Genomic DNA, 19424 nt, shown 5'->3' with positions numbered 1-19424 from the left:
CCGCAACACGGGAAGGGCCCGGTCACCCCTTCGTTCGGAAGGGATGTCCGGGCCCCAGGGAGCCTCAGGACGGCGTCAGTCGACGCGCCAGGTGTCCCCGCTGGCCAGCAGCGCGGCGAGGTCGCCCTTGCCCTGCGTGGCCTTGGCCTCGGCCACCTGCTCGTTCAGCAGGGAGTCGTAGGACGCCCGCGGCGCCGAGCGGAACACGCCGATCGGCACGTGGGTGAACGCCGGCTGGTCCAGCCGCGACAGCGCGAACGCCAGGGACGGGTTCGTGGTGTGCGCGTCGTGGATCACCACGTCCGGGTCGTCCGGGCTGCCGACCTTGAAGCCGAACCCGTCGCGGACGAGGGCCTTGTCGCGGTCCTTGCCGTAGATGAGCGGCTGGCCGTGCTCCAGGCGCAGCGTGATGTCGTCGCGCTGCTCGGAGTCCTTCAGCGGCTCGTAGGCGCCGTCGTTGAAGATGTTGCAGTTCTGGTAGATCTCCACCAGTGCCGAGCCCTTGTGCTCGGCCGCCGCCCGCAGCACCGACTGGAGGTGCTGACGGTCGGAGTCGATGGTCCGGGCGATGAACGCGCCCTCCGCGCCGATCGCCAGGGAGATCGGGTTGAAGGGGCTGTCGACCGAGCCCATCGGGCTGGACTTGGTGACCTTGCCGGTCTCGGAGGTCGGCGAGTACTGGCCCTTGGTCAGCCCGTAGATCCGGTTGTTGAACAGCAGGATCTTGATGTTGACGTTGCGGCGCAGCGCGTGGATCAGGTGGTTGCCGCCGATGGACAGCGAGTCGCCGTCACCGGTGACCACCCACACCGACAGGTCCTGCCGGGCCGAGGCGAGGCCCGTCGCGATCGCCGGGGCGCGCCCGTGGATCGAGTGGAACCCGAAGGTGTTCATGTAGTACGGGAACCGGGAGGAGCAGCCGATGCCCGAGATGAACACGGTGTTCTCGCGCTTGATCCCCAGTTCGGGCATGAAGCCCTGAACCGCGGCGAGGATCGCGTAGTCCCCGCAACCGGGGCACCACCGGACCTCCTGGTCCGACTTGAAGTCCTTCATGGAGAGCTTCACGTCGGACTTGGGCACGAGTGAGAGGGCGTCAAGAGTCACTGTTGATCACATCCCGGATCACGTCGGCGAGTTCCTCCGCCTTGAAGGGGAGACCGCGGACGCGGTTGTAGCCGACCACGTCGATCAGGTACTTGCTGCGCAGCAGCGTGGCGAGCTGTCCGAGGTTGATCTCGGGCACGATCACCTTGTCGTAGGACTTGAGCACTTCGGCCATGTTCGCCGGGAACGGGTTGAGGTGCCGCACGTGTGCCTGTGCGACCTTCCCGCCCGCCTTGCGGACCCGGCGGACGGCCGCGGAGATGGCGCCGTAGGTGCCTCCCCAGCCGAGCACGAGGACCTTGGCGTCGCCGTCCGGGTCCTCGACCCGCAGCGGCTCGATGTCGTTGGCGATGCCGTCGACCTTGGCCTGGCGGAGCCGGGTCATGAGGTCGTGGTTGGCCGGATCGTAGGAGATGTTGCCGGAGCCGTCGGCCTTCTCCAGCCCGCCGATCCGGTGTTCCAGGCCCGTCGTGCCCGGGACGGCCCAGGGGCGGGCCAGCGTCTCGGGGTCGCGCTTGAAGGGCTGGAAGTCGACCTGGTCCGGCTCGGCGAAGTTCGCCTCGATCACCGGAAGGTCGGCGACCTCGGGCAGCTTCCACGGCTCGGAGCCGTTGGCGAGGTACCCGTCCGAGAGGATGAAGACCGGGGTCCGGTACTTCACCGCGATCCGTGCGGCCTCGATCGCGGCGAAGAAGCAGTCGGACGGCGAGAGCGGCGCGACGATCGGCACCGGGGACTCGCCGTTGCGGCCGAACATGGCCTGGAGCAGGTCGGCCTGCTCGGTCTTGGTCGGCATGCCCGTGGACGGGCCGGAGCGCTGCACGTTCACGATCAGCAGCGGCAGTTCGACGGACACGGCGAGGCCGATCGTCTCGGCCTTCAGCGCCACACCCGGACCGGACGTGGTGGTGAGGCCGAGCGCGCCGCCGAACGAGGCGCCCAGCGCCGCGCCGATCGCGGCGATCTCGTCCTCGGCCTGGAACGTGCGGACGCCGAAGTTCTTGAACTTCGACAGCTCGTGCAGGATGTCCGTGGCCGGGGTGATCGGGTAGGAGCCGAGGAACACGTCGAGACCGGACCGCTCGCCCGCGGCGACCAGGCCCCACGCGAGGGCCGTGTTGCCGGTGATCTGGCGGTAGAGGCCCGGCTCCAGGGTCGCGGGCTTGACCTCGTAGGAGTTCACGAAGTCCTCGGTGGTCTCACCGAAGCTCCAGCCCGCCTGGAAGGCGGCCACGTTGGCCTTCATGATCTCGGGCTTCTTGGCGAACTTCTTCTCGAGGAAGGAGATCGTGCCCTCGATCGGCCGGTGGTAGAGCCAGGACAGCAGGCCCAGGGCGAACATGTTCTTCGCCCGTTCCTTGTCCTTCTTGGTGAGGTCGAAGTCCTCGAGCGCCTTGACCGTCATCGAGGTCAGCGGCAGCGCGTGCACCCGGTAGTCGTTCAGCGAGCCGTCCTCGACGGGGCTCGCCGCGTAGCCGACCTTGACCAGGTTGCGCTTGCTGAACTCGTCGGTGTTGACGATCACGTCGGCGCCCTTGGGCAGGTCGCCGAGGTTGGCCTTCAACGCCGCGGGGTTCATCGCCACCAGGACGTTCGGCGCGTCGCCGGGCGTCATGATGTCGTGGTCGGCGAAGTGCAGCTGGAAGCTGGAGACGCCCGGGATGGTCCCGGCGGGTGCGCGGATCTCCGCCGGGTAGTTGGGCAGGGTCGAGATGTCGTTGCCGAACTCCGCCGAGTCGGCGGTGAACCTGTCACCGGTCAGCTGCATGCCGTCACCGGAGTCGCCGGCGAAACGGATGATGACACGGTCGAGCTGCTGGACCTGTTTGGTCACTGCGCCTCCTTGGCGGGCGCTGTGGGCGCGTTGAACACAGCCGTTGCGGTGGGCACCGTGACGTTGCGTGCTGGGTGTGCGGGGAACTCGCTCCGCTCGATCAACGGAGGAAGGCCTTTCTCGACGGCGCAGCTCTGACGCCGCGGGCTGAGGGACCCCCGAGGCAGGAGGGCTACTAGGGCTTTGGGCTTATGTTATGACGACCCGGATGAGCTGGTATCGGCCACGCCGCGGCCGTGTGCGCACCCGGGCACTGAGGACCCCGCGCCGAGAGCCGACCAGTGCTCTACCAATGTACCGAACCGGCCAAGTGGGGTTCCTGCCTGCCCTGCCCGCAAGCCCGTTCCGGGTGTGATCTGAATCGCTTTCGGCACACAGCGTGATCACTGATCGGAATTAACCTGAAATTTCGCTCCGTACCCGCTGTGAAGGGGATCACTAAACCTATCTTGTGATCCATGATCGCCCTCATCACCGGTGCGAGCAGAGGCATCGGCTACGAGACCGCCCGGGGACTCCTCGCGCGGGACGTGGAAGTCATCATCGGAGCCAGGGACGAGACCAAGGGCCGGAAGGCGGCCGCCGACCTTGGCGCGGGATTCGTCCCGCTGGACGTGACCTCGCCGGAGTCGGTCGCCGCCGCGGCGGCACAGATCACGAGCGAGCACGGCGCCCTGGACATCCTCGTCAACAACGCGGGCATCCTGCGGCTGGAGCACAACATGGTGCCCAGCCAGAGCCCCCTGGACGACCTCAAGGACACCTTCGAGACGAACGTCTTCGGCCTGGTGGCCGTCACCAACGCGATGCTCCCGCTGCTGCGCGCCTCGGCCGCGGCCCGGATCGTCAACCTTTCCAGTGAGCTGGGGTCGATGACCCGGATGTCCGACCCGGCCGATCCGAACTACGGGTTCAACCTGCTGGCCTACAACGCCTCCAAGGCGGCCGTGAACATGATCACGATCTCCTACGCCAAGGAGCTGGCCGACACGTCCGTCAAGGTCAACGCGGTCAACCCCGGGTACTGCGCGACCGAGCTGCACGGGCTGCCCGGCCCGCGCACGGCGGCCGAGGGCGCGGCGATCGCGATCGCGCTGGCGCTCGACCCCGACGCGCCGACCGGCGCCCACCTGGAGGACGCGGGCGCCGTCCCCTGGTGACCCCGGAACGAGGCGCGGCGGCCGTCCCCTTCGTCGGGGGCCGGCCGCCGCGGCGGTTCTGGGGAGGCGCGTCAGCCGCGCTCCTTCTCGATCTCCGAGACGATCGTCGCGGCGCGGGCGCCGGAGACCGACTCGACCTGCACCCAGCCGTAGCTGTAGAAGTCGCCGGAGCCGCCGTCGAGCGACCGCACCCACTTCTTCCACGCGGCCCCGGCGACGGAGCACTTGAGCGCCGTCTTGCCCTTGGTGATCTTCACGGACTTCGTGCACTCGCCGATCGGCTTGGTGCCCGCCTTGTCCGTCGAGACCTCCGCGTGGTACTTCACCCAGGCCGTGGCGCCGTCGTTGACGAAGGACTGCTCGACGTCGCACTTCGACTCCGTGCAGCCGTTGGCGGACGACAGCCCCGACCGGCTGATCGGCGAGTACGGGTCGAGCGCGCCGATCAATTCGTTCTTCACCTTGTCGAGGACGCCGTCGTACAGGGCGCTCAGGGCGGCGGTGTCGACTTCGGTGACGGTGAAGGAGAAGGAGTCGTCGCCCCCCGTCTTCACATGGGTGAGGCGGTGCGGGGCCTTGTCGCTGACGAGGTACTGGGCGTCGCCGCCCTCGAAGGACAGGGACGGCACGCCGCCGGCCGCCGCCTGGGCCGTCGGCTGGCCGGAGGGCACGACCGTCGGCGCGGCCTGGCCGAGGCTCTGGCCGAGCGCGCCGGGGACGAGCAGCGCGCGGATGTCGAAGCCGCGCAGTGACTTCGGCGCCTTGGCCCACTTGTCGGCGTAATCCGGCGCGACCTGCTCGCCGGCCTCCGGCTGGGTCACCCAGAACGCCTTGGGCGCCTTCACGTACATGTCGCCGTCGAGCAGCATCATGTCCATCGACTGGCCGTAGACGGTGAGGGTGCCCGTCGCGGTGCCCGCGTGCGTCACCGACAGGTCGGCCTGCACGGGCGTCGTGTCGGAGGTGAAGTCGCCGGTGTAGCGCAGCCCGCGGACCCCGCTGAGGAACTCGGCGGCCGCGGCCCTCTTCTGCTCCGCGGTCAGCGGCTTGGCGGGCTCGTCGCCGCCGGTCCACACCGCGATCGCGACGACCGCGAGCACGACGATGACCGCGCCGATCGCCGAGAAGAGCGCGACGAGCGGCTTGCGGCCCGAGCGCGGCGGCGGGTAAGCGCCGGGGAACCCGCCCTGCGGAGGGACGCCCTGGGGGAACTGGCCGCCCGGAGGGAACTGCCCGCCCTGCGGCGGGTACTGGCCCTGGGGGAACTGCCCGCCTGGCGGGAACTGGCCGCCGCCCTGCGGCGGGTACTGGCCGGGAGGCCCCTGGAAGGGCGGCGGGGTCCAGGGCGGAGGAGTGCCCGGCTGCCCTTGCGGACCCTGCTGCGGGGGCTGCCCCGAGGGGTTCCCCTGCTCGTCGAAAGGCTGCTGTGGAGGCTGCCCGCCGGAAGGCCCGCCCCATCCTTGAGGCTGGGGCTGCCAGCCCTGCTGCTCCGGACCCTGCGCCATGCCCGCACCACCCCGTATAACACGTGTTCCTGGCGAGACCCTATGTTCGTCTCATTGATCCGTAAAGATGGATGCATCGCGCGCGGCGTTGGTTCCCTGCGACGGTCTACAGTGCCTGAGTGCGCGACTACTACGGCTCCTACGCCCTCGTCGCGATCCTCTTCCTCATCGGCGGAGGGATCGTCGCGGGCGGCCTCGGCGCGAACCGGCTCCTGCGGCCGCACCGGCCCACGCCCGAGAAGCTCACGACCTATGAGTGCGGCGTCGACCCGGTCGGCGAAGGCTGGGCCCAGTCCTATGTCCGGTACTACGTGTTCACGTACCTGTACGTCGTGTTCGCCGTGGACGCCATATTCCTGTTCCCGTGGGCGACCGTCTTCAGCCTCGACGGGTTCGGCGGCCTCACGCTCGTGGAGATGTTCGTCTTCCTCGGCTTCCTCGCGACCGGGCTCCTCTACGCCTACAAGAAGGGAGTCCTGACGTGGGTGTAGTCGACCTTCCCGAACCGTCCGTGGGGCCCCTGTCGAAGCTCGCGCCGCAACCGGTCAAGTTCGTGCTCAACTGGGGGCGCCGGTACTCGCTGTGGGTGTTCAACTTCGGCCTCGCCTGCTGTGCGATCGAGTTCATCGCGGCGTCGATGGCCAGGCACGACTTCATGCGGCTCGGCGTCATCCCGTTCGCGCCGGGACCTCGGCAGGCCGACCTCATGGTGGTGTCCGGGACCGTCACCGACAAGATGGCGCCCGCGATCCGGCGGCTGTACGAGCAGATGCCCGAGCCGAAGTACGTCATCTCGTTCGGGTCGTGCGCCAACTGCGGCGGTCCGTACTGGGACTCTTACTGCGTGACCAAGGGCGTCGACCAGATCATCCCGGTGGACGTGTACGTGCCCGGCTGCCCGCCCCGGCCCGAGGCGCTGCTGCACGGGATCGTCAGGCTCCAGGAGAAGATCGCCGGGGAGTCCCTCGGCGACCGGTACTCCGGGCCGCAGCCTCCGCCGCCCGTCTGGGACGCGCCGGCGAGCGCACTGCGCCGACCGCTGCAACCCGTGCCGGAGCTGCTGGCCGAGAACGACGCGCCCACGCAGGGGATCGTGGCGGTGCCGCAGGGGATCGAGGCCCAGGACACCCCCGACACGCAGACCATCGACATGCAGATCCTCGACACGCGGCCGCTCGACGTCCCTGGCACGGGATCAGGGCGGACGCGGCCGAATCGGGTCAGCGACTACTCGATCATCCCGGGATGGCCCGCCGATGACGCCTGAGGAGCTCCACGAGAGGTTCTGGGCGGAATTCCCGGACGCGGCCACCACGACGAACCTTGGCGAACCGACCGTCGACGTGCCTTCCGGCGTCTGGGTGGAGGCGCTCACGTTCGCCCGCGACGAGCTGGGGTGCGGGTTCTTCGACTTCCTCACCGGCGTCGACGAGCTCGACGAGGGCTTCCGCGTCGTCGTCCACGTGTACTCGCTTGAGGGCCGTCACCACCTTCTCCTGCGCACGCTGCTGCCGAAGGAGGCGCCCGTCCTCGCGTCGGCCGCCGGGGTCTACCGCGGCGCGGACTGGCACGAGCGCGAGACGTGCGAGATGTTCGGGATCGTCTTCGAGGGCCATCCGAACCTCGTGCCGCTGCTGCTGCCCGACGGGTTCGAGGGCCACCCGCTGCGCAAGGACTTCGTGCTCGCCGCGCGCGTCGTGAAGCCGTGGCCGGGGGCGAAGGAGCCGGGAGAGGGCGGCGGCGCGCCTTCCCGGCGCAAGAACCTTCCGCCGGGCGTCCCGCAAGGCTGGGGGCCCAATGCGTGATGTCGTCGCGCTCGTCCTCGTCACCGTCGCCTTCCTCACGCTGCCGCTGGTCATCGGCCAGGCCGAGCACAAGGTGATGGCGCACATGCAGGGCCGCCTGGGGCCGATGTACGCGGGCGGCTTCCACGGCTGGGCCCAGCTCATCGCCGACGGGGTCAAGTTCGCGCAGAAGGAGGACACGGTCCCCGCGCGGGCCGACCGGCGCGTCTTCCTGCTCGCCCCCGGCGTCGCGCTCGTGCCGTACCTGGTCGTGCTCGCCGTCGTCCCGGTCGGGCCGGGGCAGGTCGCGGTCGATCTGTCGCTCGGGCTGTTCTTCGCGCTGGCCGTCATGGGCATCGGCGTGATCGGCTCGATCATGGCGGGCTGGGCGTCGGCCAACAAGTACTCGCTGCTCGGCGGCATGCGGGTGGCGGCGCAGCTCGTCTCCTACGAGCTGCCGATGGTGCTGGCCGCCGCGTCGTTCGCGATGGCGGCGGGGACGCTGAGCCTGTCGGGGATCGTCGAGGAGTGGCGCTGGTACTGGCTGTTCTGGCAGGCGGGCGCGGCCGCGGTGTTCTTCGTCGCGGGCCTCGCGGAGCTGCGCAGGCCGCCGTTCGACATGCCGGTCGCCGACTCCGAGGTCATCTTCGGGCCGTACACCGAGTACGGGGGGCTGCGCTTCGCGTTCTTCCTGCTCGCCGAGTACGCCGGCATCCTGGTGCTCTGCTCGCTGACGACCGTGCTGTATCTCGGCGGGTGGAAGGGGCCTTTCCTTCCCGATGTCGTGTGGACCCTGATCAAGATCTTCGCGCTGGCCTTCGTCGTCATCTGGGTGCGGGTGTCGTTCCCCCGGATGCGCGAGGACCAGCTCCAGCGGCTCGCCTGGGTGTGGCTCGTGCCGATCTCCCTGGCGCAGCTCGCGCTGACCGGTGTGGTGAAGGTGGTGCTGGCGTGAGCGGGCGGAGAGCGGGACTCGGCCTGGCCAAGGGCCTCGCGGTGACGCTGCGGACGATGATGAAGCGGTCGGTCACCCGGCAGTATCCGGACGTGTCGCCCGATCTCGCGCCGCGCTCGCGCGGGGTGATCGCGCTGTTCGAGGAGAACTGCACCGTCTGCATGCTGTGCGCCAGGGAATGCCCGGACTGGTGCATCTACATCGACTCGCACAAGGAGACGCTGCCCGCCGAAGGCTCGGCCCGGCCTCGCGCCCGCAACACGCTCGACAGGTTCGCCATCGACTACGCGCTGTGCATGTACTGCGGGATCTGCGTCGAGGTCTGCCCGTTCGACGCGCTGTTCTGGTCGCCGGAGTTCGAGTACGCGGCCTATGACATCGCCGAGCTGACCCACGAGCGGGAGCGGCTGCGCGAGTGGATGTGGACGGTGCCGCCGCCGCCCGCCCACGAGCCCAACGCCGACCCTCCGAAGGAGCTGCGGTGACGACCGCCGAGATCGTGTTCACCGCGCTCGGCGTCGTCGCGGTCGCCGCGGGCGTCGTCACGGTGACGACGAAGCAGATCGTGCACGCGGCGCTGTGGCTCGTGGTGTGCTTCGGCGCGGTCGCCGGGATGTACCTCGTGCTCACCGCCGAGTTCGTCGCCTGGGTCCAGGTGCTCATCTACGTCGGGTCGATCGTGGTGCTGCTGCTCTTCGGCATCATGCTCACCCGCGCGCCCGTGGGCCCCGCTGCGGGCCTCGACTCCCCGAACCGGCCCTGGGCCCTCGTCGTGGCCGCCGCTACCGCCGTCGTGCTCGTGACGGTCCTGTGGCGCGGGTTCAAGGACGCGCGGATCGAACTGGAGCCGGGCGGCGGCTCGGGCGAGGCGATCGGCGCCGCGGTGTTCCGGCAGTGGGTGCTGCCGTTCGAGGTGCTGTCGGTGCTGCTGCTCGCCGCGCTCGTCGGCGCGATCGTGCTGTCGAAGGCCAAGCGCGCCGCGCGCTCCCGGACGCCGGAGGAGGGCTGATGTCCGTCGCCTATCCCGCGGTGTTCGCCGCGCTGCTGTTCGCCGTCGGCGTCTACGGGGTGCTGGCCAGGCGCAACGCGATCCTCGTGCTGATGTCGGCCGAGCTGATGCTGAACGCGGTCAACATCAACCTCGTCGCGTTCGACGTGTGGGTGAAGGACGTGCTGCACGGCGGCCAGGTGCTCGCGCTGTTCACCATCGTCATCGCGGCCGCCGAGGTCGGCCTCGGCCTCGCGATCGTGCTTCTGCTGTTCCGCAACCGGGGGAACATCGACGTGGACCTCCAGGACACACTGCGCGAGTCGGACCTTCCGGCGGAGCCGGCCTCCGTCCCCGGCGGGGAGGCCCGGTGACCGTCCTCGCCGCGCAGGCGATCGCCCTGCCGTTCCTCGGCGCGCTGCTCGGGCTGCTGCTCGGACCGTGGGCCACCCGGCGCCTCGCCGAGGTGGGCCTGCGCACCGCCGCGCCCGTCCCGCCCGTCCGGCCGACCGAGGCGCGCGGCGCCGAGGCGCACGTGGAGGCCGAGCCGTCGGTCCCGGGCGCCCCTGTGCCTGCCGAAGGGCTGCCCGGCGTCGGCACCGCCCCCGGCGGCGGCTCCCGGGGCGCGCTGGGGCCGGTCATCTTCGCGGTGCTGCCTACGGTGCTCGCCGCGGCGCTCACCATCGTCGTCGGCCTTACCGCCTGGCTGAGCCCGGGCGTGCGCCGGAGCACCCTCACGACGATCCCCACCGGCGGCCCGGAGATCTCCGTCGGCCTGTCGATAGACGGGCTCGCCGCTCTGCTGGGCGTCCTCGTCGGGCTCGTCGCGCTCGCCGTGCAGGTCTACTCCGTCGCGTACATGCGCGACGAACCCCGGTACTCCTCCTACGCGGCGTTCGTGTCGCTGTTCACGTCGGCGATGCTCGTCGTCGTCTACGCGAGCGACCTCGTGGTGCTGTACGTCGGCTGGGAGATCATGGGCGTCTGCTCGTACTTCCTGGTCGGCCACCACTGGGAGGAGAAGACGGGCTCGCGGGCCGCGGTCAAGGCGTTCCTCGTGACGCGGATCGGAGACGCGGGCCTCCTCCTGGGCTTCATCGTGCTCGGCGTGGGCGCCGGGAGCTTCGACATCGCCACGGTCCTGGCGAAGGTCGACTCCCTGCCTTCCGGGACGCTCCTGGCGGCGGCCCTGCTGGTGCTGTGCGGCGTCGCGGGAAAGAGCGCGCTCTTCCCGCTGCACACCTGGCTCCCCGACGCGATGGCGGGCCCCACCCCGATCAGCGCGCTCATCCACGCGGCCACGATGGTCGCCGCGGGCGTCTACCTCGTGGCCCGCCTGTACGGGGTGTTCCTCGCCGCGCCGACCGCCCTGGCCGTCCTCGGCGTGCTCGCGGCGGTCTCCATGCTCGGCTCGGCCCTCGCCGCGCTCGCCCAGCCCGACCTCAAGCGGGTGCTCGCCTACTCGACCATCAGCCAGCTCGCGGTGATGGCCGCGGGCCTCGCGGTCGGAGCGAAGTCGTCGGCCATGTTCCACCTGATCACGCACGGGGCCTTCAAGGCCCTGCTGTTCCTCGCCGCGGGCTGCGTCATCCACGCCGTGGGGTCCAACCTCCTCGCCGACATGGGCGGGCTCGCCAAGGCGATGCCGTACACGTTCGTGTCGATGACGATCGGATACCTCGCCCTCGCCGGGGTGCCTCCGACGTCCGGGTTCTTCTCCAAGGACGCGGTGCTGGAGCACGTCCAGGACAACGCGCTGCACGGGGGCATAGGGCTCCCCGGATGGGTGGCCTGGGCGCTGTACCTCAGCCTCCTCGCCACGATCGCGCTGACCGCCGCGTACTCGACCCGGGCGTGGCTGCTCACCTTCCTCGGTCCGGCCAGGGAGGCCCACGAGGCGCCCGGCGCGATGAAGTGGCCCGTCGTCCTGCTCGCCGGGGCGTCCCTCGTCCTGGGGTTCGCCGGGCTCGGCGTCGAGGACCTGCGGCCGCACCTCGCGCCCGCCGCGATGGGCCTGCTGTTCACCGCCGCGGGCACCGCGGCGGTGTACCTGTCGTGGCGTGACGACCCCGCCCGCGACCCCGCCTCCCGGCTGGGATTCCTACGCGGACCGTTCGAGCGGGCGTTCTACGTGGACGAGCTGTACGACCTTACGATCGTGCGCCCTGTCCGTCTCCTGGCCAAGGGAGTACGCGGACTCGACACCCACGTGGTCGACCGGGTCGTGGAGTCGTCCGTGCCGGCGGTTCGCTTCGCGGGCAGGCTGGCGCGGCTGCCGCAGAACGGCAACCCGCAGACCTACCTCACCGGCGTGCTCGCCGGAGCCGTGTTCCTCGTCCTCGCGGTGGTGGCCCTGACATGAGCACCCTCGTCCACCTCCTCTGGATCCCCCTCGTCGCGGCGGTCCTGCCGCACCTGCGCATCGGGTTCATCGCCCGCGACCCGATCGGGTTCGGGCGCTACGCGGCGGGCTTCGTGCTGGCCATGGCGCTGGTGCAGGTCGCCGCGTTCGACTACGGCACCCCCGCGCGGATGCAGCAGCGCATGAACGAGCCCTGGATCAGCGCGCTGAGCGTCAGGTTCCACCTCGGCATCGACGGGGTGTCGCTGCCGCTGGTCGTGCTGACCGCCCTGCTGGTGTTCCTGTGCTTCGTCCACCTCGGCCGGCGCGAGGTCGCGAACGCGGGGCTGCTCACCAGCCTTCTGCTCATCCTGGAAGTCGGGATGATCGGCACGTTCCTGGCGCTCGACCTCGTGCTGTTCTTCGTCTTCTTCGAGATCGTGCTGCTGCCGATGTTCGCGGTCATCGCCCTGTGGGGCGGGCCGCGGCGCAAGCACGCCGCCTACAAGTTCCTGCTCTTCACCCTCGCGGGCTCGGCGCTCCTGCTCGCCGGGCTCGTCCTCATCGGATGGCACGCCCGCACCTTCGACATGATCGCGCTGGCCGGGCAGCAGGGCCGCGCGCTGCCGCACGGCGTCCAGATCGCGGCGTTCGCGCTGGTGGGCCTGGGGCTCGCGGTGAAGGCGCCGATCTGGCCGCTGCACACCTGGCTGCCCGACGCGCACACCGAGGCGCCCACGGTCGGCTCCGTGCTCCTCGCGGGCGTCCTGCTGAAGATGGGCACCTACGGGCTGGTCCGGATCGCCGTCCCCGCGGCACCTGAAGGCGCGGCCTACTGGGCGCCCTGGCTCGGCGTCCTCGCGGCCGTCGGGATCGTCTACGGCGCCCTCGCCTGCCTCGCCCAGACCGACCTCAAGCGGATGATCGCCTACTCGTCGGTCGGGCACATGGGCTTCGTGCTGCTCGGCATCGCCACCCTCACCCCGGTCGGCCTGAACGCCGCGCTCTTCGGCAACATCGCGCACGGCCTCATCACCGGCCTGCTCTTCTTCCTCGCGGGCTCGGTCAAGGACCGCTACGGAACCGGCGACCTCACGGAACTCGGAGGCGGGATGCTCGCTCGAGCGCCGCGTCTCGCGTCCGTCCTGACCTTCGCCTGCGTCGCCTCCCTCGCGCTGCCGGGGCTCGCCGGATTCTGGGGCGAGATGATGACGCTCGTAGGCGCCTACTCGCCTGCCGAGGGCCTTCCGCGCGACACCTTCCTCGTCCTCATGGTGGTCGCCGCCTTCGGCGCCGTCCTCACCGCCGCGTACTTCCTGCGCCTCCTGCGCAAGATCACGCACGGCCGGGCGACCGGTGCGGAGGCGGGCGGCGCGGTCGCCGACGTGCGGGCCGCCGAATGGGCGGCCTGGGCGCCGCTCATCGTCCTCGTCCTGCTCGTCGGCCTGTGGCCCAAGGTCCTGCTGGCCCTCACGGACGGCCCGGTGCGGGCGCTGATCGGAGCCGGATCATGATCCAGGAGATCGACTACGCGGCCGTCGCGCCCGTCCTGGTCACCGCGGCCGCCGCCGTCGCGGTGCTGCTGGCCGGGGCGTTCGAGGTGCGCGGCAGGATCCTGGGCTGGGCGACGGCCGGGGCCCTCCTCGCCGGGCTCGTCGCCGTGCTCGCCCTGGTGGGCGGAGGGGTGCGGACCACCTTCTGCGTGCCCTCGTCGCTGCGTGACGGCGGCTTGCCTTCGTGCTCGTACTCGGCGGACGACTTCACGCTCGTCTTCCAGGGCATCGTGCTGGCCGCGGCCGTCCTCGTCGTACTGCTGTCGCTCGCCGACCTCACCCTGGCGAACGTGCCTTTGGGGGAGTACTACTTCCTCCTCCTGTGCTCGGTGACGGGCGTGCTGACCCTCGTCGCCGCGCGCGACCTCGTCCTGCTCGCCGTCGGGCTGGAGACCCTCGCGCTGCCCGTCTTCGCCCTCGTCGCGCTCAAGCGCTACGACGGCCGGGCCACCGAGGCCGCCGTGAAGCTGCTGCTCGTGTCCGTCGTGTCGGCCGCGGTGCTGCTCTTCGGGATCAGCCTCGTCTACGGCGCCACCGGCGCCCTGCACTTCGACCGGATCGCCACCGCGGTGGTCCCGCCCGAGCTCGAACCCGTGCTGACCGCCGGGATCGTCCTGGTGATCTGCGGATTCGCGTTCAAGGTCGCGGCGGTGCCGTTCCACACCTGGACGCCCGACGTCTACCAGGGCGCGCCCCTGCCCGTCGCGGCGTTCCTCTCGGTGGTCTCCAAGGCCGGCGGGTTCGCCGGGCTCGGCCTGGTCGTCGCGCTCGCCTTCCCGGCCAGGGGCGATGTCTGGGGGCCGCTGCTGGCCGTCCTCGCCGCGCTGACGATGACCGTCGGCAACGTGCTCGCGCTGCGCCAGACCCAGGCCGTCCGGCTGCTCGCCTGGTCCTCGGTCGCCCAGTCGGGGTACATGCTGGCGCCCCTCGCGGTCGGCGAGGACACCGTCACCGTGGCCGTCGCCGCGATGGCCGGATACCTCGGGTTCTACGCGGTGATGAACCTCGGCGCCTTCGCCGTCGTGACGGGATTCGCCAGCCGGCGCGAAGGCGAAGAGGGCAACCTCCTCAAGTCCTACCGGGGACTCGCGCGGCGGAACCCTGTGGAGGGGCTGGCGCTGGCGTTCTTCCTCGTCTGCCTCGCCGGACTGCCTCCGGGCATCATGGGCCTCATCGCCAAGGTCGTCGTCTTCGAGGCGGTCATGACGGGTCCCGTCGTCTGGCTCGCCGTCGTCATGGCGCTCAACACCGTCATCGGGCTCTACTACTACGCGGTGTGGGCTATCCGGCTGTTCGCCCCCGAAGGCAAGGGGGAGAACGCCCCGATGCCCAAGGCCCTCCCGTTCCGCGTCGCCCTGGGCGTCACCGCCGTGGGCGCCGTCCTCCTGTCGGTCCTGCCGAACCTGTTGCTGCACGCCACCCTGTCCGTCGGCTGACGCGCCGCGAAGGGCGCGAGCCGCCTCGTGAGGCGGGCTTCAAGGAACGTTTACCCAGGTCCCTCCGTTGTTTCGGGTGTAGGGCCAAGGGGAGGTTCTCGGACATGAACGGCATCAAGACGGCGCTGCTCATCGGCGCCCTCTCGGCGGTGATGCTGCTGGTCGGATTCGCGCTGGGCGGTCGCGGCGGGCTGACCATCGCCCTGCTGATCGCGCTGGTCAGCAACGGCGTCGCGTACTTCTTCAGCGACAAGATCGCGCTCCGGTCGATGCGCGCCCACCCGATCAGCGAGGTCGAGGCGCCCGGTCTGTACGCGATGGTCCGCGAGCTGTCGACGCAGGCCCGTCAGCCGATGCCCCGGCTGTACGTCTCGGAGACGCCGCAGCCGAACGCCTTCGCCACCGGCCGCAACCCGCGCAACGCCGCGGTCTGCGTGACCCGGGGCATCCTTCAGATGCTCGACCCGCGCGAGCTGCGCGCGGTCATCGGACATGAGCTGTCACACGTGTACAACCGCGACATCCTCATCTCGTCGTTCGCCGCGGCGCTCGCCACGGTCATCACCTACCTGACGTACCTCGGCATGTTCTTCCGCGGAGGCAACGACCGCAGCGGCGGCCCGGGCATCATCGGCTCGATGCTCATGATCATCCTCGGGCCGCTGGCCGCGAGCGTCATCCAGATGTCCATCAGCCGCACCCGCGAGTACCAGGCCGACGAGTCGGGCGCGAACCTCACGGGCGACCCGCTGGCCCTGGCCAGCGCCCTGCGCAAGATCTCCGGCGGCGTCCGCGCCCGGCCGCTGCCCGCCGACCCCCAGTTGGAGTCCACCAGCGCGCTCATGATCGCCAACCCGTTCAGCGGCGGCGGCTTCTCCAAGCTCTTCTCCACCCACCCGCCCATCGAGGACCGCATCGCCCGCCTCCAGCGCATGGTGGACCCGGGCCGACCCCCGCACCTGCACTGAGACGGCGCCTCCACCCGGGCCGGATCGGACCAGCCACGGGAGGGCCCCGGCCCCAGGAGGGCCGGGGCCTCGTGCGTCAGAGGACGGACTTGAAGGCGGGCAGATAGGCGCCCGAGTGGCCTGCGGCGGTGGGGTGGTAGGAGCTGCCGAGGGGCCAGGCGAGGGCGTGGATCCACTGGGTGGAGTCGCAGAGCTGGTGGCCGCTGAACGCGCTCACGACGCTCTTGAAGACGAAGTTCGCGCGGCCGGAGACCGCGGTGGAGACCGCGCTGTTCAGCTGGACGGCCGCCTGGTTGAGGATGGTGCGCTTCGTGGTGTTGAGGCCGATGCAGCCGGAGTCGAGTGCCAGGTTGTAGAAGACCGGGTAGCCGAGGACGACGATCTTCGCGTTCGGGGCCGCGGTGCGGATCTTGCCGTAGAGCGTGCCGAGCCGGCCCGGGAGGGTCGAGGAGATCAGGCCCTTGGCGGTGTTCACGGAGGTCGTGCAGGTGGCCGTGGTGCCGAGCACGCAGTCGGTCATGACGTCGGCGAAGCCCACGTCGTTGCCGCCGACGGTGATGCTGACGAGCGTGGTGCTCGAGCTGAGCGCGCCGAGCTGCGCCGAGGTCACGGTGGCCGTCGTCGCGCCGGAGCACGCCTGGAAGCTGAACGAGGTCGGCGAGGTCTGCTGGTACCAGAGGTAGGCGTACGCCTTGGAGCTGCGCTGGCAGGTGGAGTCGACGTAGCTGGCGGCGCCCGTCCCGGAGGAGTAGGAGTCGCCGAGCGCGACGTAGTTGACGGTCGCGGCGTGCGCCGTGGTGGCGAAGCCGAAGGTGGCGGCGAGGGTGGAGAGCGTGACGAGGAGGGCGGAGAGCAGGGGGGAGCTGCGCACGATGGGGGGTCCTGACGTGAGGGGGGTCGGGAGGGTCGGCAGGAGTTATTCGTATGACGTCACGTGACGGGTGTTTTTTACCACTTAGTGATCGTCATCGCCTAGCCGCGATTTCCGTGCCCGTCCGTCGCCTTAGGTGATCGCCGCACGTCCGGCCCTGAGCGATTCTCAGGAGAGGGGCGAAAGCGGATCAGGAGGCTTAGGCCTCGCGCGGGTCGAGGGCCCTGAGGGCGGTGTTCTCGGTGTGCAGGCGGAGGGCCGTCACGGGGATGTTGAGGACGGTGAAGGCGAGGGCCGTCATCCACGCGCTGTGCACGAGGGGAAGGGCGAATCCCTCAACGGCGACCGCCAGGTAGTTGGGATGGGGCAGCCAGGAGAAGCGGTACGGCCCACGGGAGACGCGGGACAGCCCCGGAATCACCACGACCCGGGTGTTCCACTGCGGGCCGAGCGTCCGGATGCACCACCAGCGCAGCCCCTGCGCGGCCGCCGCCAGGACGAGCATCGGCCAGCCGAGGACGGGCAGGAAAGGCCGGTCGAAGAAGGCGGGCTCCAGAAGGCAGCCCGCGAGGAGCCCGACGTGCAGGGCCACCAAGGCCGGGTAGTGGTCGCCCCCCGACTCCACTCCGCCCCGGGCGAGACTCCACCGCAGGTTCCTCCTGGCCACCTTCAGCTCGGCCAAGCGCTCCAGCCCTACGAGGCCGACCAGCACGGCGTACCAACCGGACATGTCAGCGCCCTTCCCCTACGCCGGATCCGGCCGCCGCGAATCGAAGCCTTCGTACCGTCACCGCGTCACCAGTCCAAGAGGACGAGTTCGGCGCAGAAGCCGGGGCCGAGGGCCATCAGGAGCGCGTGGCCCCCGCTCGGGGGCGAGGCGGCGAGGGTGTCGGACAGTACGTGCAGCACCGAAGCCGACGACAGGTTGCCCTTCTCCTGGAGCGACGTCCTGGTCAGCGCCAGCGCGGAAGGCGCGAGGTCGAGGGTCTCCACCACCGCGTCGATGATCTTTGGGCCGCCGGGGTGGCAGATCCAGGTCGTGATGTCCTCGGGCGCGAGGCCGTGCCCGGCGAGGAAGCCGCGCACGTCGTCGGCCAGGTGGGCGCGGACCATCTCGGGGATGTCCGGGTCGAGCATGACGCCGAAGCCGTCGCCGGTGACCTTCCAGCCCATGAGGTGTCCGGAGTCGGGGTAGAGGCGGCTCCGCGTGGACCGGACCGAGGGCGCGCCCGGGAGGTCGTGGGCGGATCCGCAGATCACCACGGCCGCCGCGCCGTCCCCGAACAGGGCGGTGGCGACGAGGTTGGCGGGCGTCAGGTCCGCGCGTTGCAGGGTGAGCGAGCACAGCTCGACCGACACCAGGACCGCGACATGCCCTGGCCAGCCCCGCAGGTGGTCGTGCACGCGGGCGAGTCCCGCCGCGCCGCCCACGCAGCCCAGCCCGAAGACCGGCACCCTGCGCACGTCGGTGCGCAGACCCACCTGGGACGCGATGCGCGCGTCGATGGACGGCGCGGCGACCCCGGTCGTGGAGACGGTGAGGATGAGGTCGACGTCCTTCGGCGCGAGTCCCGCGTCGGCGAGCGCACCGGTGAGGGCGCGCGACCCCAGGTCCACGCTCGCCGCGATGTAGGCGTCGTTGGCGCCGCCGAACCCGTCGAGGCCCGCGTAGCCGCCGATCGGCAGCGCGAGGCTCCGCGTGCGCACCCCCACCGCCGTGTGCAGCCGCTCCAGCAGGGACCGCTTGGTCCCCGTCAGCCCCCAGCCCGCGACGAACGCCTCGGTGATCTCCTCCTGGACGTACCGATGCTCGGGCAGAACCCCCCGAACCGCCGCGATGCGCGTCATGACTCCATGAGAATCCTTCTTCGCCCAAGACCGGGGCACATCAGGGCCAAGCGCGGGTGAGGAAGCGTCGGAATCGCTTCTGTGGCGGGAGGGTCGGGAGGTCACCCTTCGGAAATCATCGGTGGCGCATCGTAGGAACACCGTGTCGGAATGGTCCGGTAATGGGCGCGGTGTGCCCGGACTTCACCCGGTGTTCCGGCGCGCGCTCGACGGCCGTAGCCGGACGTGCGCCCTGGCGGCCGATGGTTCCTGCGACGGGCCGAGTCCGCGGCCCGCCGATCGCGGGAGCACATCCATGACCACACCCCTGCGCAGCCACACCCCACTGGGCTCCTACACCGTCTGCGTCGCCGACACCCGGGAGCAGATCCGCGCGGCGCAGCGCCTGCGCCACCGGGTCTTCGCCACCGAGCAGGGCGCGGTCCTGGACACGCGGGTCCCGGGCCACGACGTCGACGCCTTCGACGAGCACGCCGACCACCTGCTGGTCGTCGAGAACACGACGAACGAGGTCGTCGGCACCTACCGGCTCTTCCCGCCCGGACGGGGCCCGTCCTACGCCGCCACGGAGTTCGACATGTCCGGCCTGCCGGACGAGGTCCGCGCGTCGATGGTCGAGACCGGACGGGTCTGCGTGGATCCCGAACACCGCACCGGCGCCGTCATCACCATGCTCTGGTCGGGAATCGCCCGCTATGTCCTGCTCTCTGGTCACCGCTACCTGGGCGGCTGCGCCTCCGTCTCCCTCGACGACGGCGGCCACACCGCGGGCCACGTCCGCACCCTCGCCACCTCCCGCCACGCCGCCCCGGACGGCATCACCGTCCGCCCCCACACCCCCTGGCGCCCCACCGCCGCCCGGCCCCCGGCCGCGCCGCCCGTGACGCCGCTGCTGCGCGCGTACCTGCGCATGGGCGCGTGGATCTGCGGCGAGCCGCACCACGACCCGGACTTCGGCACCGCCGACTTCTTCGTGCTGCTCGACCTCGACGGCATGCACGAGCGCTACCGGCGCTTCTTCCTGGCCGAGCCGTGAACGCCTGGGCTCCCCGCTCGCCCTGCACCTCCGCCTGC

19 protein-coding genes are annotated in these 19424 nt (G+C 70.6%); 13 read left to right on the top strand and 6 right to left on the bottom strand.

The genetic code is table 11. The annotated features are described in order from the left end of the window. Nucleotides 1-75 precede the first annotated feature (75 nt). Both EDD29_RS39355 and EDD29_RS39350 read right to left on the bottom strand, forming a co-directional pair. Nucleotides 76-1056, bottom strand: a complete 981-nt coding sequence (locus tag EDD29_RS39355; protein ID WP_123670966.1) for a 2-oxoacid:ferredoxin oxidoreductase subunit beta — start codon at nt 1054-1056, stop codon at nt 76-78. A gap of 40 nt (nt 1057-1096) precedes the next feature. Continuing rightward, nucleotides 1097-2941 carry a 2-oxoacid:acceptor oxidoreductase subunit alpha gene (locus tag EDD29_RS39350; protein WP_123669255.1) on the bottom strand — a complete coding sequence of 615 codons (1845 nt, stop codon included), beginning with the start codon at nt 2939-2941 and terminating at the stop codon, nt 1097-1099. A gap of 458 nt (nt 2942-3399) precedes the next feature. Between EDD29_RS39350 and EDD29_RS39345 the strand changes: the two genes are divergently transcribed. Then, complete coding sequence (locus EDD29_RS39345) at nt 3400-4101, top strand: SDR family NAD(P)-dependent oxidoreductase (protein WP_123669254.1); 702 nt, start codon at nt 3400-3402, stop codon at nt 4099-4101. A gap of 71 nt (nt 4102-4172) precedes the next feature. On the opposite strand, the gene EDD29_RS39340 is transcribed toward EDD29_RS39345, so the two are convergent. Continuing rightward, entirely contained in the window at nt 4173-5606 is a 1434-nt protein-coding gene (locus EDD29_RS39340) for a hypothetical protein (protein ID WP_123669253.1), read from the bottom strand. Between the two features lie 119 nt (nt 5607-5725). Between EDD29_RS39340 and EDD29_RS39335 the strand changes: the two genes are divergently transcribed. The 11 genes from EDD29_RS39335 to htpX all read left to right on the top strand — a co-directional run bounded on the left by EDD29_RS39335 (nt 5726) and on the right by htpX (nt 15631). Further along, nucleotides 5726-6097, top strand: a complete 372-nt coding sequence (locus EDD29_RS39335; RefSeq protein WP_123669252.1) for an NADH-quinone oxidoreductase subunit A — start codon at nt 5726-5728, stop codon at nt 6095-6097. Continuing rightward, complete coding sequence (locus EDD29_RS48265; protein WP_123669251.1) at nt 6088-6873, top strand: NADH-quinone oxidoreductase subunit B; 786 nt, start codon at nt 6088-6090, stop codon at nt 6871-6873. The genes EDD29_RS39335 and EDD29_RS48265 overlap by 10 nt, the downstream gene beginning before the upstream one ends. After that, on the top strand, nt 6863-7411 hold the full coding sequence (locus EDD29_RS39325; RefSeq protein ID WP_123669250.1) for an NADH-quinone oxidoreductase subunit C: 549 nt from the start codon (nt 6863-6865) through the stop codon (nt 7409-7411). Before EDD29_RS48265 ends, EDD29_RS39325 begins: the two co-directional genes overlap by 11 nt. Next, nucleotides 7404-8345, top strand: a complete 942-nt coding sequence (locus EDD29_RS39320) for a complex I subunit 1/NuoH family protein (RefSeq protein WP_123669249.1) — start codon at nt 7404-7406, stop codon at nt 8343-8345. The genes EDD29_RS39325 and EDD29_RS39320 overlap by 8 nt, the downstream gene beginning before the upstream one ends. Continuing rightward, entirely contained in the window at nt 8342-8830 is a 489-nt protein-coding gene (locus EDD29_RS39315; protein ID WP_246053237.1) for a NuoI/complex I 23 kDa subunit family protein, read from the top strand. The genes EDD29_RS39320 and EDD29_RS39315 overlap by 4 nt, the downstream gene beginning before the upstream one ends. Beyond that, complete coding sequence (locus EDD29_RS39310) at nt 8827-9354, top strand: NADH-quinone oxidoreductase subunit J family protein (protein ID WP_123669248.1); 528 nt, start codon at nt 8827-8829, stop codon at nt 9352-9354. The genes EDD29_RS39315 and EDD29_RS39310 overlap by 4 nt, the downstream gene beginning before the upstream one ends. Next, complete coding sequence (gene nuoK / locus EDD29_RS39305; protein WP_123669247.1) at nt 9354-9707, top strand: NADH-quinone oxidoreductase subunit NuoK; 354 nt, start codon at nt 9354-9356, stop codon at nt 9705-9707. The genes EDD29_RS39310 and nuoK overlap by 1 nt, the downstream gene beginning before the upstream one ends. Then, the gene (locus tag EDD29_RS39300; RefSeq protein WP_123669246.1) at nt 9704-11695 is read left to right on the top strand and encodes an NADH-quinone oxidoreductase subunit 5 family protein; all 1992 of its coding nucleotides are present in this window, start codon (nt 9704-9706) and stop codon (nt 11693-11695) included. The genes nuoK and EDD29_RS39300 overlap by 4 nt, the downstream gene beginning before the upstream one ends. Next, a complete protein-coding gene (locus tag EDD29_RS39295; protein WP_123669245.1) occupies nt 11692-13188 on the top strand; it encodes a complex I subunit 4 family protein in 1497 nt (498 codons plus the stop codon). The genes EDD29_RS39300 and EDD29_RS39295 overlap by 4 nt, the downstream gene beginning before the upstream one ends. Beyond that, on the top strand, nt 13185-14663 hold the full coding sequence (locus EDD29_RS39290; protein WP_123669244.1) for an NADH-quinone oxidoreductase subunit N: 1479 nt from the start codon (nt 13185-13187) through the stop codon (nt 14661-14663). The genes EDD29_RS39295 and EDD29_RS39290 overlap by 4 nt, the downstream gene beginning before the upstream one ends. A 104-nt stretch (nt 14664-14767) precedes the next feature. Continuing rightward, nucleotides 14768-15631 carry a zinc metalloprotease HtpX gene (gene htpX / locus EDD29_RS39285; RefSeq protein ID WP_123669243.1) on the top strand — a complete coding sequence of 288 codons (864 nt, stop codon included), beginning with the start codon at nt 14768-14770 and terminating at the stop codon, nt 15629-15631. A gap of 76 nt (nt 15632-15707) precedes the next feature. Here the strand turns inward: htpX and EDD29_RS39280 are convergent, their stop codons facing one another. From EDD29_RS39280 to EDD29_RS39270, 3 genes are all read right to left on the bottom strand, one after another. Further along, complete coding sequence (locus EDD29_RS39280) at nt 15708-16502, bottom strand: SGNH/GDSL hydrolase family protein (protein WP_246053236.1); 795 nt, start codon at nt 16500-16502, stop codon at nt 15708-15710. 199 nt (nt 16503-16701) lie between these two features. Beyond that, nucleotides 16702-17232 (bottom strand): isoprenylcysteine carboxyl methyltransferase family protein, encoded by a 531-nt coding sequence (locus EDD29_RS39275; protein WP_123669242.1) that lies wholly within the window; start codon nt 17230-17232, stop codon nt 16702-16704. A gap of 65 nt (nt 17233-17297) precedes the next feature. Further along, a complete protein-coding gene (locus EDD29_RS39270) occupies nt 17298-18350 on the bottom strand; it encodes a type III polyketide synthase (protein ID WP_123669241.1) in 1053 nt (350 codons plus the stop codon). 295 nt (nt 18351-18645) lie between these two features. Here EDD29_RS39270 and EDD29_RS39265 point away from each other — a divergent pair, with 295 nt between their 5' ends. Beyond that, nucleotides 18646-19386: a GNAT family N-acetyltransferase gene (locus tag EDD29_RS39265; protein WP_123669240.1), complete on the top strand. Its 741-nt coding sequence runs from the start codon at nt 18646-18648 to the stop codon at nt 19384-19386. Nucleotides 19387-19424: the final 38 nt, after the last annotated feature.

The sequence above is a fragment of the Actinocorallia herbida genome (assembly GCF_003751225.1).
Classification (GTDB): domain Bacteria; phylum Actinomycetota; class Actinomycetes; order Streptosporangiales; family Streptosporangiaceae; genus Actinocorallia; species Actinocorallia herbida.
The sequence above is the reverse complement of the archived record's forward strand: the minus strand, read 5'-3'. Positions and strand labels throughout refer to the sequence as shown.